Below are 14,502 nucleotides of genomic sequence, written 5' to 3'. Positions count from 1 at the left end.
TAGGGCTTCCACGTGTCAGCGTTCTGCCTCACCACAGCGAAGTCTCAGCGTCAGCGGCGCCACCAGTGCGGCCAGGTTGAGGCAGATGGCGTTGACCAGGTAGCCGACTGCCACCGAGTAACCCAGTAGTGGGAAGAGCCGGTAGAAGTTCACGAAGGGGAACAGCAACAGGCCCAACAGAAGCAGCCGTAGCACGACCGGCGCCCTCCACCGGCCGTCACTGCCCCGGTCCCGCAGGCCGGCTCCGACCTCCGCCACCAGCCCCGCGATGGCCGGCACCAGGACCAGCGCCGTGTAGAGCAGATTGGGAAGGGCCAGCAGCACGAACAGTCCAAGGCCCAGCGCCTGCCCGGCCGACCCCGGGGCACGTCGGCCGGCCCACAACCCGAGGAGCCCGACCGCCAGGGCCACCACGAGTCCCCCCGCCAGCACCAGCGGGCCCGGAGCCCCCAGCTGACCCAGGAGGTGTGCCGTGTCCACCTGGGGCAGGGCATTGCTGCTCAGTTCCTGGTCTGCCGCCTGCAGGTTACGGCCCAGCATGTCGATGAAGGGGCCCACGCCCCCGGCGCGCCTCACGGCCACGCCCATCACCGGCAGCACCAGCAGCAGGCTGGCACCAGCCGCCATCAGCACACCCTTCCATCGGCCCCACCCCAGCGCCATGAGGCTGGCCGGCACACCCACCTGTGGTTTGACCACAGACAGGAAGAGCGCCCCGGCCACGGACCACGGGCGGCGCACCAGCACCAGTGCGGCAGCCGCCGGGGCGCAGACGGTGACCCAGTTGCCGGTGAACAGACCGTACTTGCCGGGTGGGGTGAGGGCGAAGAAGCATGACAGCGGCAGCACCACCCAGGGTGCGCGCCGCGCCACCCCGGGGAGCCAACGCCACATGCTGGCAGTCACCAGCATCGCCACGCTCGCGGTCGTCAGCCCGATCCACAGGCCCACGGCAGCCGGGTAGGGCAACATCAACAGCAGGAATCCCAGCGCGAAGTAGTGCGGAACGTAGAGCAGGAAGGGCTGCGCATTGGGGTGCCGGAGCTGATAGTCCGCGGTCTCCCACGGCAGTTGCCCGCGCAGGAAGTCCTGCAAGGGGGTCCACGTGGTGTCGCGGAAGTCGGCATAGTCGTACCGCAGGCCCACCGCATCCGTCGGCGACGCCAGGTTGCGCAGCACCATCCCCGCCACGATGGCCCACAGCAGCAGCCAAGCGGCGGCTCCCCAGAGGATCGGACGCCTGGCCGGTTCCTGCACTGCCACCACCCCCCTTCCCCACGAATTGCCCGTTCCTGCCCGATGCTACAAGGCACTAGTCTCGGAGCCATGGCTGAGAACTGGATTGTGATCGGCGGCGGGGCCACCGGCGCTGCCCTCGCCCTCGCCGGCTGCCGAGCCAGCCACCGGGTGACGCTCGTGGACAGGTTCCCGGCGCTGGGCGGGCTCACCGCAACCGAGCGCTTCACGGTGAACGGCTCCAGCTTCGACGTGGACCGCTTCTACCACGTGATCCTCGAATCCGACGAGCGGGTCCTGGCCCTGCTCGACGAGCTCGGGCTGAAGGACAGCGTCCGCTGGACCTCCGCCCCCGCGGAGATCATTGCCGGCGGTACCCGCTACCCCGCCAGCAGCCTGGTGGACATGGCGAAGCTCCCGATGCTCAAGTTTGCGGACCGGGCACGCATCGGGGCGTCCATCGCCGCGTCGCTGGCGCTCCCGATGAGACTCGCCAACCGGATGACCGCCGTGAGCTGGCTGGGCCGGACCGCGGGGCGATCCGCCCTCGATGCCTTCTGGTGGCCCATCCTGCGGGCCAAGCTGGGCACCCAGGCGGATCAGGTCTCGGCCACCTTCATGGTCAGCACCTTCCGTCGGCTGGTGCAGGCGCGGTTGAAGGGTGCCGGGGATCGTTTCGGCGTCCTGCCGCACGGCTATGGCCCCGTCTTCGCCGCGATGCAGCAACGGGTGCAGGAGCTGGGCGGGGAGATCCGCACCGGCGTCGGGGTCGCCGCGATCGAGTCCCTCCCGGAGGGTGGCCTGCGCGTCGCCCTGGACGACGGCAACTCCTTGCAGGCTGACCGCGTCTTCGTCACCACCCCCGGCCCGGTCACCAGCACCCTGCTGCCCCAGCTGACCGATGCCGAACGCTCCCAACTGACGTCGGCGCCCTATCTGGGCGTGGTCTGCGGCAGTTTCCTGCTGGAGAGCCCGCCGAACGACTGCTACATCACCTATCTGGTGGACGACGTGGAACTCACGGGCGTGATCGGGATGCACGCCCTGCTCCCGGCGGAACAGACCGGCGGCGCCAGTCTGGTCTACCTGCCGCACTACTGCGCGCCCAACGACGAGTGGTTCAATCTCTCCGACGACCAGGTGCGCGAGCGGATGCTCGCCGGCCTGCGCAAGGCCTTCCCCGATTTCGAACCACGAATCCTGGCCAGCAGCATCAACCGGGCGCCGCACGTGGTGCCGCTGCCGGTGCCGGGCGCCAGCGCACCGATGCCCTTCCAGACGTCGATTCCCGGGGTCCACGTGGTGGGCACCGTGCAGAACACCACCGGCACCCTGAACGTCGAGGCCTCGCTGGACCTGGTGGAACGAGCCCTTGCGAGTCTGCCGGACTGATGATCGGCTTTGACGGAGGGGGACGAAGATGAGCAATTCACGAGGAATGAGCGATTCACAGCGCAACAAGCCGCTGGCCAGCATCGGGCTCGATGCGGACAACTTCTGGAGCTACAAGCGCACCCACGGCGACGCCGACTGGGTGGAACGGCCCAGCTACCTGCCGATCCTGGGCGACCGGATGGTGGAGGCCTTCGGCGCGCACCGGATCAAGCCGTCGGTGATGGTGGTGGGTGCCGACGCCGCCGCCGCGGACGGCCCGGACTTCGTCACCCGGCTGGTGGAATTCGGCTGCGAGATCGGCAGCCACTCCTACGAGCACGAGCCGTGGTTGCACCTGTACTCGCCACAGCAACTGCGTGACGAGCTGAGGCGTACCGAGGACGCCATCATGGCGGCCGGCGCCCCCAAGCCCCGCGGCTTCCGGGCCCCCGGCTTCGCGATGAGCCCCGACCTGATGCGCGCCCTGGTGGAACTGGACTACGACTACGACTGTTCAGTGCTGGCCACCTGGATCGGTCCGGTCGCGCGGCAGTACTACCTGCGCACCAACAAGACCCTGACCAAGCAGGAGCGAGAGGACCGCAAGGCGCTGTTCGGCTCGCTGTGGGATGCCGGCCTGCCCAACAAGCCCTTCACCTGGAAGGCACCCTGCTGCGAGGTGGACGGCAGGACGTCCCCGGCCGTGCAGCTAACCGAGGTGCCCGTGACGGTCTTCCCGATGGCCCGGGTACCGATCCACGCCTCCTACGTGATCTACCTGTCCGGCTACTCGGTACCCGTCGCCAAGGCCTACATCAAGGCCGCCCTGGCCTTCTGCAAGGCGACCGGAACGCAGCCGTCGTTGCTGCTGCACCCGCTGGACCTGCTGGACGGCAAGGATGCCCCCGGCCTGGAGTTCTTCCCCGGGATGACCATGGCGCTGGGCAAGAAGCGCGAGATGCTGGACTTCATCCTGGAGGCCTTCGCCAAGCAGTACCGACTGGTGAACCTGGCCGAGCATGCCGAATCCATCAAGGGGATCCCCGTCCGGGAACGGGGGATCGACGTGCTCTCCCGCGGCCGTGAGGTTGCCGCGCAGTGACCCCGACAGTGACCTCCGAGGGGAGCGACGCCGACGTCCTGCTGGTGATCGGCACCCGCCCCGAGGCAATCAAGCTGGCCGGAATCGCCCGGGCGCTGGGCCCGCGCAGCCGGGTGCTGCACACCGGTCAGCACTATGACGAGGCGATGTGGCACAACGTGCTGGATGACCTGGCCGGCGTCGACGTGACCGACCACATCCACATCGGTGGCCAGACCCGGGGGGAGCAGATCGGGCAGGCCACCAGCGAGCTGACCCGCTACCTGATCGACAAGCCGGTCCGCGCCGCGGTGGTGCAGGGCGACACCAACTCGACCCTGGCGGGCGCTCTGGCGGCCAGCACCACCGGCACGCCGCTGGTGCACGTCGAGGCCGGGCTGCGCAGCCATGACCGTGGCATGCCGGAGGAGATCAACCGGATCCTGGTGGACCAGGTGGCCGACCTGTGCTGCACCCCCTTGGACGTCAACGCGGAACAGTTGCGACGCGAAGGCGTCGAGGAGCACCGGCTCAAGGTCACCGGCAACACGCTGCTGGACGCGATGTCCGTGATCGCCCCCGGGCCGCAGGAACGAGACCGGATCCTGGCCGATCTGGGCCTTGCCGAGGGGCAGTACGTGCTGAGCACCGTGCACCGCGCGGGCACCGTCGACGACCGGGAGAAGTTGACCCGGCTGGTGACCGCGCTGGCTGCCCTGGCCGAGCAGACCACCGTCGTGGTTCCGTTGCACCCGCACACCGCCAAGAACATCGAGCGCTGGGACCTGTCGGATCGCCTGGGCGCGGTGCGCGTGATCGAACCACAACCACCCCGCACCTTCGTCGGGTTGGAATCGGCAGCCGGGTTGCTGGTCAGCGACTCCGGCGGTGTCCAGGAGGAGGCCTGCCTCTTCCGGCGCCCGCTGCTGGTGGTGCGCGACTCCACGGAACGCCCCGAGCTGCTCGACGGCTGGTGTCGGCTGCTGGGCGATGACGACCCGGTGGACGCCATGCTGCAGGCCTGGGCGGATGCCCCGGACTGGCGCGACCAGCTGGAAGACCGTGACCTGCCCTATCCGCAACACAGCGCCAGCCAGCTGATCGTCGACGAGATCGACGCCCGCTGGCCGGCAGCACGATGATCTGGAGCGCGCTGCTCCTGCTGCTGGGCGTCCTCGCCTATGGCGCCGCTGGAGCCCGACTGCACGAGGGTTCCCAGCACGCCGATGGAGCCCTCAAGTCCCGCTCCTGGTGGATCGGCACCGTGCTGCAGGCCGCCGGTTTCGGCTTCACGCTGCTGGCCCGACGCACCCTGCCCCTGCTGATCGTGCAGGCCTGTTCCGCCGCCGGGCTGGGCGTGACCGCGGTGCTGCAACATGTCAGCGGAGCGCGCCGGCTGGGTCGCCGCGAGGCCTTGGCACTGGTGGCACTGCTGGTGGGGCTCGCCCTGCTGGGCACCGCGACCATCCCCGGCCCCGCCGTCGCGATCCGCCCCGCCCACCTGTGGCTGCTGGCTGGCTGCGTCGCCGTGACCACCGCCGCCCTCGCCGTCCGCCTGCCACCCGTTGTACTGGGGATGGCTTCGGGGCTGGGCTTCAGCTTCGGCGCGATCGGTGCCCGACTGGTGATCGGCGACGCCGCGCACCCGCTGTGGATCTTCTGGCAGTTGCCACTGAACACCTGGATCGCGGGCGGGTTCACGGGGCTGGGGATCGTGCTCGGTCAGGTGCACCTCACCCGCGGGCTGGCTCGCAGCGAGGCCACACCGGTGCTGGCCCCGATGTACCTGATGGAGACGGTCGTGCCGACCATCGTCGGGCTCGCCCTGCTGCAGGAACTGCCCCGGCCGCACACCGAACTGCTGGCCGCCCTCGGATTGGCCATCACCGTGGCGGGTGCCATCCAGCTCCTGCACACTCGGCAGGGGGGCCGCCCGACGCCTGCCCCCTCGCAAGTGATTAGGTAGTTCAGTGGCTGCACATCATTTGGGGGGAAAGATCATGACCCCCGTCCAGGGCACCGGAGCGACGACGCACCCTCGTCCGACCGGATCCTTCATCATTCCGGCCTTCCGGGAAGAGACCACCGTGGCCCGCACCCTGCGGGCGATCGACGAGTTGGCCCAGGCGAAGAACGCCATCGACTGGGAGATCATCGTCGTCAACGACGGCTCCGATGATGACACCCTCGGCGAGGCCGCCCGCGCGGCCCAGACGCTGAGCACCCCGGCACGCGTCCTCTCCCACCGCCGCAATGCCGGGCTGGGTGCGGGGATGCGCACCGGCATCCAGGCCTCGCACGGCGACGTGGTGGTGGCCGTCGACTGCGACCTGAGTTACTCGATCGACGACATCGGCCGGCTGGTGGACACCTGGCTGGAGACCCGACCCCACGTGGTGATCGCCTCCCCCTACATGGAGGGTGGGCAGTCGGTGCAGGTGCCCAAGCCGCTGGCGGTGCGCAGCCAGGCCGCCAACAAATTCCTCAACTTCACGGCCTACCACGACGTGAAGACCCTGACCGGCATGGTGCGCGCCTACGACGGCCCCTTCATCCGCTCGCTCTCGCTGAAGGCCGAGGGGCCGGACGTGATGGTGGAGATCATCTACAAGGCGCAGATCCTGCGCGCCCGGATCGTGGAGATTCCGGCGACACTGAGCTGGGCCGGTCTGGAGCAGCGGGTCAGCCGCTCCGCCCTGACCAGCACCACCAGCCGCCTGACCACCTACCGGCAGCTGATCAACGGCTACCTCTGGCGGCCCTTCTGGGTGCCGCTGATCCCCGCCCTGGTCTTCGGCCTGGTGGCCGTGGTGCTCACCCTGGCGGGCAAGCTCGGTTGGCAGGGGCTGACCATCGCGTTGGCGATCCTCTCCACCCAGCTGATGGTGGCAGCCCTGATGAGCCTGCAGTCCAAGCGCTACTTCGAGGAGTTGTACAACCTGGGCTTCTCGTTGCGGGCGGTGCACGACGTGGAGCCGATCCGCACCCCGACGGTGGAGATCGTGCCTGACCACCAGCAGCCCAGTACGCTGGAGCAATGAACACAGTTCTGGGCATTGACATCGGCGGCTCGGGCGTCAAGGGCGCACCGGTCGACCTGACCAAGGGCGATTTCGCCGCGGACCGTTTCCGGATCGACACGCCGCAGCCGTCCACCCCGGAGGCCGTCGTCGGCGTCGTGGGCCAGATCGTCGAGCACTTCGCCGCCGAGATCGGCGACTCTCCGATCGGCATCACCATCCCGGCACCCGTGCGGCATGGCAAGGTGCCGATGATCGCCAACCTCGACCAGACCTGGAAGGGTCTGGAGGCCGAGAAGTTCTTCGAGGACAAGCTGGGCCGCGGCGTCACCATCGTGAACGACGCGGACGCCGCTGGGCTGGCCGAGGTGCAGTACGGCGCCGCGAAGGGCACCGAGGGCGTGGTGATCCTCACCACCCTGGGCACCGGGATCGGTACCGCCGTGATCAACGACGGCGTGCTGCTGCCCAATACCGAGCTGGGTCACATCGAACTGGACGGCCACGACGCCGAGAGCCGGGCGGCGATGAGCGCCAAGGAGCGGGAGGACCTCTCCTGGAGCGACTGGGCCGAGCGGCTGCAGCGCTACTACGAGACGATGGAGATGCTCCTGTGGCCCGACCTGTTCGTCGTCGGCGGTGGGGTCAGCAAGAAGCACGAGAAGTACCTGCCGCTGTTGAAGCTGAGCACGCCGATCATCCCCGCCGAGCTGAAGAACAAGGCCGGCATCATCGGTGCGGCCTGGCTGGCCGCCCAGCGCAAGGGCTGACGCCGGGACCGCTCAGGCTGGGCAGCGCCCCAGCCTGAGCTCCTTGGCGTACGCGCCCAGCTGATAGGCCACCTGGTCGTCCGCGGCAGGAATGTGGCGCCCCACCACCGTCACATCGGTGCCCAGGCAGCGCTCGAAGATGAAGCGGCTGCGGGAGGTGTGGAAGTCGATGGTGAGCACCGCGAAGGTGCTCCAGCCATGCTGTGCGGCCAGTTGCTTGAGACCGATCGCCTCACCTCGGGTGGTGGACGGCTGCGGCGGGAAGCAGTAGGCCGTCCAGTCATGCTCCCGGTCGCAGTACATCGCATCCCACGGCATGTTCGGGGTGGAGAGCACCAGGTTCCTGGCCTTGCCCTGCCGCATCAGGTCCTCGGCCATCTCCAGCCGCCAGGCAAAGGCCGAGACCAGCACCAGGGCCAGCACCGTCAGGAAGGAGACCAACCAGGCGGCGCGGTGGATCAGTGGCAGCCAGGCCCACCGGCGGGTGGCCATGTCACATCCGCTCGGGCGCGTCGATCCCCAGCAGGTACAGGCCGCGGGCCAGAACGGTGCGGGTGGCGACGCACAGCGCCAGTCGGCTGCCGCGCACCTCCCCCTCGGACTTCATCACCGGGCACTGCTCGTAGAACGTGGAGTAGGCGCCGGCCAGCTCGTACAGGTAGCCGCACAGCTTGTGCGGCTGGAGGGTCTCGGCGACGTCGTCGACGATCTCCCCGAAGCGGCTCAGCAACAGCGCCAGCTGTTGCTCGGCGGGCTCGTCCAGCACGGTGATCCGCTCCGGGACGGTGACCTGCTCCGCCTCGGCCTTACGCATGATCTGGCAGATCCGGGCGTGCGCGTACTGCAGGTAGGGGCCGGTGTCGCCGGTGGTGGCGGTCATCCGCTCCGCGTCGAAGGTGTAGTCCTTCTGCAGCCCGGAGCTGAGATCGGCGTACTTGATGGCGGCCAGGGCGATGTTCGGCGCGGCCTGCTGCTCGGCCTCGTCCAACAGGTCGTCCAGGTGGACGGCCGTGCCCTCCCGGGTGGAGAACTTCTTGCCGTCGGTGCCCAGCACCATGCCGTAGCCGACGTGCTCGGCACGCACCGCGTCGGGCAGGTAGCCGGCCTTGCGGCAGACGCCGAAGATCAGCTTGAAGTGGTGGGTCTGCTCGGAGCCCACGACGTAGACCAGCCGGTTGGCCTTCAGCTCGTCCACCCGGTAGCGCACCGCGGCGACGTCGGTGACGTCATAGCCGTAGCCACCCTGGGAATTGCGCATGATGGCCGGCGCCTCGTAGCCGTCCACGAAGACCGCCAGCGCGCCCTGGTCAACCTTCGCGATCCCGCGGCTCTCCAGGTCTTCGCAGACCTCGGGCAGCACCGCGTTGTAGATGCTCTCACCGGCGTAGTCCTTGGGCTGCAGCAGCACCCCGAGCCGGGCATAGGTGCTCTCGAAACCGGCCTTGGAGATGCTGATCAGCTTCTCCCACATGGCGATCGTCTCGGGGTCACCGGCCTGCAGTTTGACGACGCGATCCCGGGAGCGGGTGGCGAAGGCCTCGTCGCTCTTCAGGTGGGCATTGGCGCGCATGTACAGCGCCTCGGCACCGGCCAGGTCCAGCGTGTTGAGATCCAGCCCCTCGTCGATGGTCTGCTCCACCAGCATGCCGAACTGCCGGCCCCAGTCACCGATGTGGTTCTGCGGGATGACGGTATGCCCTTGGGCGCTCAGCACCCGGTTGAAGCAGTCACCGATGATGGTGGAGCGCAGGTGGCCGACGTGCATCTGCTTGGCGGCATTTGGGGCGGAGTAGTCGATCACGACGCGCTGCGGCTCGTCGACCTGCGCGATGCCCGCGTGCTCGTCGGCCAGCAGTTCGCTGGCGGTGGCGGCCAGCACCGAGGACTTGATCCGGAAGTTGATGAAGCCGGGGCCGGCGATCTCCAACGGCTCGCACAGATCGGCCAGATCGAGCTTCTCGACGATGGCTGCGGCCACCTCCCGCGGCGGCTTGCCCTCGGTCTTGGCCAGGCGCAGTGCAACATTCGACTGGAAGTGGCCGAACTGCGGCTTGGTGGCGGGACGCATCTCCGGATCGATGCCGGTGACGGCCTGGACCCGATCGGTGAGCTGTGAGGGCAGAGAAGACATGTCGCACATTCTCTCACGCGCCCAGCGGACACCTCGCCTCAGCCACCGCTGGGCGACTGCCCCTGACCGAACGCCTCGGTGGCCCAGCGCCGCATCGCCAGGCGTCCCCGTCGGGACAACAGCGAGTGATCCATTTCCGGACAGGTCAGCACCTCGATCCGGTACCCCCGCGCACCGAGCCGCGCGGCGCAGCGGGGCCCATGTACGCCCTCCCACTTCGGCTGGTCGGCTTCCCCCAGCAACAGCGTGAGCCGGGTGCCAGGCGGCACCAGGCAGAGCAGGGGCTCCGGATCCATCACGATGCCCATCCGGGACAACAGCACCCACAGCGGACGCGGAAGGCGCGCCATAGTTCCATCGCGGAACGTCTTGAGGGCCCCTCTGAGGGTTCGCTTCCACGCCGACGGCGGGGCCGCAGTCACCTCGTCACCGGTGGGAATCCCGCTGCCCAGCAGCCGTTCCAGCCGGGTCTGCTGGAAGATGTTGCGGTAGCGCGATTCGTCGCGATGCCAGCCCACATTGTTGATCATCACGATCCGATCCGGCGGCTCGATCGCGGCGGCGTGGCAGAAGCTCCAGCCCGCCGAGGACAGCCCCATCGTGTTGATGTCGTCGAAGCCCATGCTGCGCAAGTGGCCAATCCCCTCCGCAAGATCCTCCGCGCAGGTCACGCGGTAGGGATTGGGCTCCTGGTCCTGCGTCTCGTCGAGCACCTCACCGACGCCGCGACGATCCACTCGCAAAGAGCTCACCCCCACCAAGGCCAGGTCCCGCGCGGTCCGGGTCCACAGCCCGGTGGGGCCGTCCATCGGCTCGGAACCCGCCGCGCAGAAGAGCACCGCACGCGTGCCTTGGGCCTGGCTGCCCTCGGTGAAGATCCCGGGCAGCTGGTGTGGCCCCACCACGACGCGATGCTCCCGGACCGCTCCCGACGCAACCGGGTGTGTCGCGATCGCCTTCGGGGCCCAGCGCTCGAGCGCTCGCGGGCGAACCCGCGGCAGCGAGGCACAGATCTCCGCGATGGCCCCCCGCGGTACCCGCGCATCGCGGGTGATGCACGCATGGAGCCGAGCCGCCACCTCCCGGTCCGTTTCGCGACGGATGTTGGCCCCGTCGCCCGGGGCCTTCAGCCGACCGATGCTGGCGGCCTGCTCCGCCGTGTACGACTCCCCCGCCAGTTCGACAGCATCATCCACGGTGGGCTCGGCCACGGTGATCGACCGCAGCGCTTGCTGGGCGCGAAGATAGCGACGCCCCGACACCGGTTCCCAGAGCAAGCGGTGTCCGATCCGGGGATCCTCGATCGCCGCCGCGAGGCTCGCTCCCACGCGAAGACCCACCAACGTGACGGCTACCCCGGGCAACAGGGCCTCTGCCAGGTCGATCGCGGATCGCACATCCTGCTGCCAGGCCGCGAGCACGTCTGCGTCCGGTAGGTCGCTGGAATCCCCGTCGCCGCGCAGCGAGAACCGAACGACCGCGTGGCCGGATCGCGCCAGCTCACGCCCCAGGATGTTCCAGGATCGGGCTGCGATCACGGATTCCCGGTCGATTGCCGGCACCAGGACGACGATTCCCACGGCCTCGCCTCCCTCGGGCAGGTGCACCTGGGCCGACAATTCCCCCGCTCCCGCTGGAATCCACGTGGGTATTCCTCGTACCGTGTTGCTCACGCTCGCCCCCGCAAGTGTCTTGGCCGAAACCTGTGCGCAGAGATTATCCGCTGACGCGGCTCAGGCGCTCCCACTCAGGAATTTCTGTCGGTGGCACCGCGTTGAATGGAGAGCACGTGCTCACCAGGAAGGGAGCAGCATGGGGATCGAGTTCGACGGCGTCACCAAGCGCTATCCGGACGGCACCATGGCCGTCGACGACTTCAGTCTGGTGGTTCCCACCGGCCGCACCACGGTGCTGGTCGGTTCTTCCGGGTGCGGCAAGACCACGCTGCTGCGGATGGTGAACCGGATGGTCGCACCCACCGAGGGCCGGGTGCTGATCGACGACGAGGACATCGCCGGCACCGATGCGGTGAAGCTGCGTCGCCGGATCGGTTACGTGATGCAGAATTCCGGACTGTTGCCGCACCGACGGGTGATCGACAACATCGCCACGGTGCCCCGGCTGAACGGCGTCGGCAAGAAGCAGGCGCACCAGCGGGCCATGGAACTGATGGACCTGGTGGGGCTGGACCAGGCGATGGCGCGGCGCTGGCCGGCCCAGCTCTCCGGTGGCCAGCAGCAGCGGGTGGGCGTGGCCCGCGCACTGGCCAGCGAGCCCAACATCCTGTTGATGGATGAGCCCTTCGGCGCCGTCGACCCGCTGGTGCGGGCCGAATTGCAGGCATGGATGCGCCGGATCCAGGACGACCTGCACAAGACGGTGCTCTTCGTCACCCACGACATCGCCGAGGCGATCGCCCTGGGCGACCAGATCGTGCTGCTGAAGAAGGGCGGTCAGGTGGCCCAGACCGGCACCCCCGCCGAGCTGGTGTCCGCCCCGGCAGATGACTTCGTCGCCTCCTTCCTCGGGCTGGACCGGGGCGAGCTGGACCTGCACCTGCAGGAGGGGCCCAACGGCACCCTGGTGGTGGATTCGCTGGGCCGCCCGGCGGGAAGGCTCGCATGAGGTGGGTGCTGGACAACCTGCCGATGATTGGCCAGCAGGCGTGGTCGCACCTGCTGATGGCCCTGCCCGCCGTGGTGCTGAGCTTCCTGCTGGCGCTTCCGGTCGCGTGGGTCGCGCACCGCTTCCGCCCCGGCCGGGCCGCGTTGGTGGCCATCTCCGGCCTGGTCTACGCCATCCCGTCCCTGCCGCTGTTCGTGCTGCTACCGATGCTGATCGGCACCACCGTGCGGGACCGGTGGAATGTGATCGCCGCCATGACCCTCTACGGTTTCGGACTGATGGTGCGCTCGGCCACCGACGGCCTGGATGCCGTGGGTGAAGGGCCCAATCTGTCCGCCACCGCGATGGGCTACGGCGCGCTGCGGCGTTTCTTCGCCGTGCAGCTGCCGCTGGCCGGCCCGTCGATGCTGGCCGGATTGCGGGTGGTGGCGGTCAGCACCGTCAGCCTGGTCACGGTCAGCGCCCTGCTGGGGGTGCCCAGCCTGGGTCAGCTGTTCACCGACGGCTTCCAGCGCGGCATCCTGGCCGAGGTCCTCACCGGCATCGTGGTGACGGTCGCCCTGGCCTGGCTGCTGGACGCCGTCCTGGTGGGCCTGGGCTGGCTCCTGCTGCCGTGGAACCGTTCGGCCAAGCCGGCCCCGGCGCGGGAGGTGGACCGATGAACTTCGTCCGCGAAGCCCTGGCCTGGCTGGCCGACCCCGCCAATCTGCACGGCCCGGCCGGCTGGCCCACCCACCTGCTGGAGCACCTGCTCTACACCGTCGCCACCGTGCTGCTGGCCTCACTGGTAGCCGTTCCGCTGGGTTATCTGGTGGGGCACACCGGCCGGGGCCGCAACCTGGCCGTCGGCAGCTCCGGCGCCGCCCGCGCCCTGCCCAGCCTGGGTCTGGTCACGCTGCTGGGGCTGTGGCTGGGCGTCGGGCTGAGGGCCCCGATGATCGCGCTGGTTCTGCTGGCCATCCCGTCGGTGCTGGCAGGCGCCTATGCCGGCGTCGAGGCAGTCAACCCCACCACCGTCGACGCGGCCCGGGCGCAGGGCATGACCGAATGGCAAGTGCTGCGCCACGTCGAGATCCCGCTGGGCCTGCCGCTGCTGGTGGGCGGGCTGCGCTCCGCCACCCTGCAGGTGGTCTCCACCGGCACCCTGGCCGCCTATGTCGGCGCCGGTGGCCTGGGCCGGGATCTCTTCCTGGGCCTCAAGACGCAGGACTATCCGATGATGCTGGCCGCCTCGATCCTGGTGATGGCGCTGGCCATCGCCCTGGAGCTCTGCTTCGAGACCGCCGAACGGCTGCTCCGTCGAGCCCACCCCACCCCGAACCCCCGGGAGATGACATGAGACGCACCCTTGCCGCCCTGCTCGCCGCGCTGCTCCTGCTCAGCGGCTGCGCCAGCAGTGATCCGCTGGGCACCAAGCAGTCCGGCGATGCCGGTCCGGCGTCGAAGAACCTGACGATCGGATCGCAGCAGTACTACTCCAACGAGATCATCGCCGAGCTCTTTGCCCAGGCGCTGGAATCGCGCGGGTGGACGATCAAGCGCAGCTACCAGATCGGCCAGCGGGAGATCTACCTGCCCGAGCTGGCGAGCGGACGGATCGACCTGATGCCCGAATATGCCGGCAACCTGCTGCAGTACTACGACAAGGGCTCGACGGCGAAGACCACGCCGCAGATCGTCACCGCGCTGCGGCAGAAGGCCCCGACGGGGTTGATGGTGCTGGAACCGGCCGCCGCCAGCGACCAGGACTCCTTCAATGTGACCGCCGAGACCGCCCGCAAGCACGGCCTGAAGACCGTCGCCGATCTGGCCAAGCTGGGTCCGGTGAAGCTTGCCGGCAATTCGGAGCTGACCAAGCGCCCCTATGGCCCGGCCGGACTGAAATCCGCCTACGGTGTGCAGGCGACCGTGCTGCCGGTGGAGGATTCGGGTGGTCCGCTGACGGTCAAGGCCCTGACCGACGGCAAGGTGCAGGTGGCCGACATCTACTCCGCCGATCCGTCGATCAAGGCCAAGGGCCTGGTCACGCTGGAGGACCCGAAGAACCTGGTGCTGCCGCAGAATGTGGTTCCGGTGGCCTCCTCCCGGGTCGGCGCCGATGCGGCCTCGGTGATCGCCCTGGTCACCAGCCGGCTCACCACCGACGAGCTGGTGGAACTGAATACCCTGAGTGTCGGCAAGCAACAGAGCTCCGCGGTGATCGCGAAGCAGTGGCTGGCCGCCCAAGGCATCGTCGACTGACCCTGCCCTGGACTCCACCCCAAC

Annotated in this window: 14 protein-coding genes; 10 read left to right on the top strand and 4 right to left on the bottom strand. The window is 68.9% G+C overall.

Features of this window, described 5'->3' with window-relative positions:
- Positions 1-15: 15 nt before the first annotated feature.
- A complete protein-coding gene (locus AAEX57_RS12010) occupies positions 16-1,263 on the bottom strand; it encodes a glycosyltransferase family 87 protein (RefSeq protein ID WP_342092373.1) in 1,248 nt (415 codons plus the stop codon).
- Between the two features lie 63 nt (positions 1,264-1,326).
- On the opposite strand from AAEX57_RS12010, the gene AAEX57_RS12005 reads away from it, so the two are divergent.
- The 6 genes from AAEX57_RS12005 to ppgK are packed head-to-tail and all read left to right on the top strand — an operon-like array spanning position 1,327 to position 7,481.
- Positions 1,327-2,628 carry an FAD-dependent oxidoreductase gene (locus tag AAEX57_RS12005; protein ID WP_342092372.1) on the top strand — a complete coding sequence of 434 codons (1,302 nt, stop codon included), beginning with the start codon at positions 1,327-1,329 and terminating at the stop codon, positions 2,626-2,628.
- 28 nt (positions 2,629-2,656) lie between these two features.
- Positions 2,657-3,712, top strand: coding sequence for a polysaccharide deacetylase family protein (locus tag AAEX57_RS12000; protein WP_342092371.1), 1,056 nt, complete (start codon positions 2,657-2,659; stop codon positions 3,710-3,712).
- Complete coding sequence (gene wecB / locus AAEX57_RS11995; protein ID WP_342092370.1) at positions 3,709-4,833, top strand: non-hydrolyzing UDP-N-acetylglucosamine 2-epimerase; 1,125 nt, start codon at positions 3,709-3,711, stop codon at positions 4,831-4,833. Before AAEX57_RS12000 ends, wecB begins: the two co-directional genes overlap by 4 nt.
- Complete coding sequence (locus AAEX57_RS11990) at positions 4,830-5,657, top strand: hypothetical protein (protein WP_342092369.1); 828 nt, start codon at positions 4,830-4,832, stop codon at positions 5,655-5,657. The genes wecB and AAEX57_RS11990 overlap by 4 nt, the downstream gene beginning before the upstream one ends.
- Positions 5,658-5,691: 34 nt before the next feature.
- Positions 5,692-6,732: a glycosyltransferase family 2 protein gene (locus AAEX57_RS11985; protein ID WP_342092368.1), complete on the top strand. Its 1,041-nt coding sequence runs from the start codon at positions 5,692-5,694 to the stop codon at positions 6,730-6,732.
- Positions 6,729-7,481, top strand: coding sequence for a polyphosphate--glucose phosphotransferase (ppgK, locus tag AAEX57_RS11980; protein WP_342092367.1), 753 nt, complete (start codon positions 6,729-6,731; stop codon positions 7,479-7,481). The genes AAEX57_RS11985 and ppgK overlap by 4 nt, the downstream gene beginning before the upstream one ends.
- A gap of 12 nt (positions 7,482-7,493) precedes the next feature.
- Here the strand turns inward: ppgK and AAEX57_RS11975 are convergent, their stop codons facing one another.
- Genes AAEX57_RS11975 through AAEX57_RS11965 form a run of 3 tightly spaced genes read right to left on the bottom strand, consistent with a single transcriptional unit; the run spans position 7,494 to position 11,192 of the window.
- Positions 7,494-7,973 carry a hypothetical protein gene (locus AAEX57_RS11975; RefSeq protein ID WP_342092366.1) on the bottom strand — a complete coding sequence of 160 codons (480 nt, stop codon included), beginning with the start codon at positions 7,971-7,973 and terminating at the stop codon, positions 7,494-7,496.
- 1 nt (position 7,974) lies between these two features.
- A complete protein-coding gene (gene argS, locus AAEX57_RS11970; RefSeq protein WP_342092365.1) occupies positions 7,975-9,612 on the bottom strand; it encodes an arginine--tRNA ligase in 1,638 nt (545 codons plus the stop codon).
- A 38-nt stretch (positions 9,613-9,650) separates the two neighbouring features.
- On the bottom strand, positions 9,651-11,192 hold the full coding sequence (locus AAEX57_RS11965) for a hypothetical protein (protein ID WP_342092364.1): 1,542 nt from the start codon (positions 11,190-11,192) through the stop codon (positions 9,651-9,653).
- A gap of 232 nt (positions 11,193-11,424) precedes the next feature.
- Here AAEX57_RS11965 and AAEX57_RS11960 point away from each other — a divergent pair, with 232 nt between their 5' ends.
- From AAEX57_RS11960 to AAEX57_RS11945, 4 genes are read left to right on the top strand one after another with little or no spacing between them, the layout of a single operon-like run.
- The gene (locus AAEX57_RS11960) at positions 11,425-12,237 is read left to right on the top strand and encodes an ABC transporter ATP-binding protein (RefSeq protein WP_342092363.1); all 813 of its coding nucleotides are present in this window, start codon (positions 11,425-11,427) and stop codon (positions 12,235-12,237) included.
- The gene (locus AAEX57_RS11955) at positions 12,234-12,899 is read left to right on the top strand and encodes an ABC transporter permease (RefSeq protein WP_342092362.1); all 666 of its coding nucleotides are present in this window, start codon (positions 12,234-12,236) and stop codon (positions 12,897-12,899) included. Before AAEX57_RS11960 ends, AAEX57_RS11955 begins: the two co-directional genes overlap by 4 nt.
- Positions 12,896-13,576, top strand: coding sequence for an ABC transporter permease (locus AAEX57_RS11950; protein WP_342092361.1), 681 nt, complete (start codon positions 12,896-12,898; stop codon positions 13,574-13,576). Before AAEX57_RS11955 ends, AAEX57_RS11950 begins: the two co-directional genes overlap by 4 nt.
- Entirely contained in the window at positions 13,573-14,478 is a 906-nt protein-coding gene (locus AAEX57_RS11945) for an ABC transporter substrate-binding protein (protein ID WP_342092360.1), read from the top strand. Before AAEX57_RS11950 ends, AAEX57_RS11945 begins: the two co-directional genes overlap by 4 nt.
- Positions 14,479-14,502 lie beyond the last annotated feature (24 nt).

Source organism: Luteococcus sp. H91 (assembly GCF_038433135.1).
In the GTDB taxonomy this organism is placed as follows: Bacteria; Actinomycetota; Actinomycetes; order Propionibacteriales; family Propionibacteriaceae; genus Luteococcus.
This window is presented reverse-complemented; position numbering and strand designations above follow the sequence as displayed.

Bases quoted from the DNA above. Each gene is read 5' to 3' on its own strand.
- AAEX57_RS12005 (WP_342092372.1), top strand. From the start codon at position 1,327: ATGGCTGAGAACTGGATTGTGATCGGCGGCGGGGCCACCGGCGCTGCC.
- AAEX57_RS12000 (WP_342092371.1), top strand. From the start codon at position 2,657: ATGAGCAATTCACGAGGAATGAGCGATTCACAGCGCAACAAGCCGCTG.
- AAEX57_RS11990 (WP_342092369.1), top strand. From the start codon at position 4,830: ATGATCTGGAGCGCGCTGCTCCTGCTGCTGGGCGTCCTCGCCTATGGC.
- AAEX57_RS11985 (WP_342092368.1), top strand. From the start codon at position 5,692: ATGACCCCCGTCCAGGGCACCGGAGCGACGACGCACCCTCGTCCGACC.
- ppgK (WP_342092367.1), top strand. From the start codon at position 6,729: ATGAACACAGTTCTGGGCATTGACATCGGCGGCTCGGGCGTCAAGGGC.
- AAEX57_RS11975 (WP_342092366.1), bottom strand. From the start codon at position 7,973: ATGGCCACCCGCCGGTGGGCCTGGCTGCCACTGATCCACCGCGCCGCC.
- argS (WP_342092365.1), bottom strand. From the start codon at position 9,612: ATGTCTTCTCTGCCCTCACAGCTCACCGATCGGGTCCAGGCCGTCACC.
- AAEX57_RS11960 (WP_342092363.1), top strand. From the start codon at position 11,425: ATGGGGATCGAGTTCGACGGCGTCACCAAGCGCTATCCGGACGGCACC.
- AAEX57_RS11955 (WP_342092362.1), top strand. From the start codon at position 12,234: ATGAGGTGGGTGCTGGACAACCTGCCGATGATTGGCCAGCAGGCGTGG.
- AAEX57_RS11950 (WP_342092361.1), top strand. From the start codon at position 12,896: ATGAACTTCGTCCGCGAAGCCCTGGCCTGGCTGGCCGACCCCGCCAAT.
- AAEX57_RS11945 (WP_342092360.1), top strand. From the start codon at position 13,573: ATGAGACGCACCCTTGCCGCCCTGCTCGCCGCGCTGCTCCTGCTCAGC.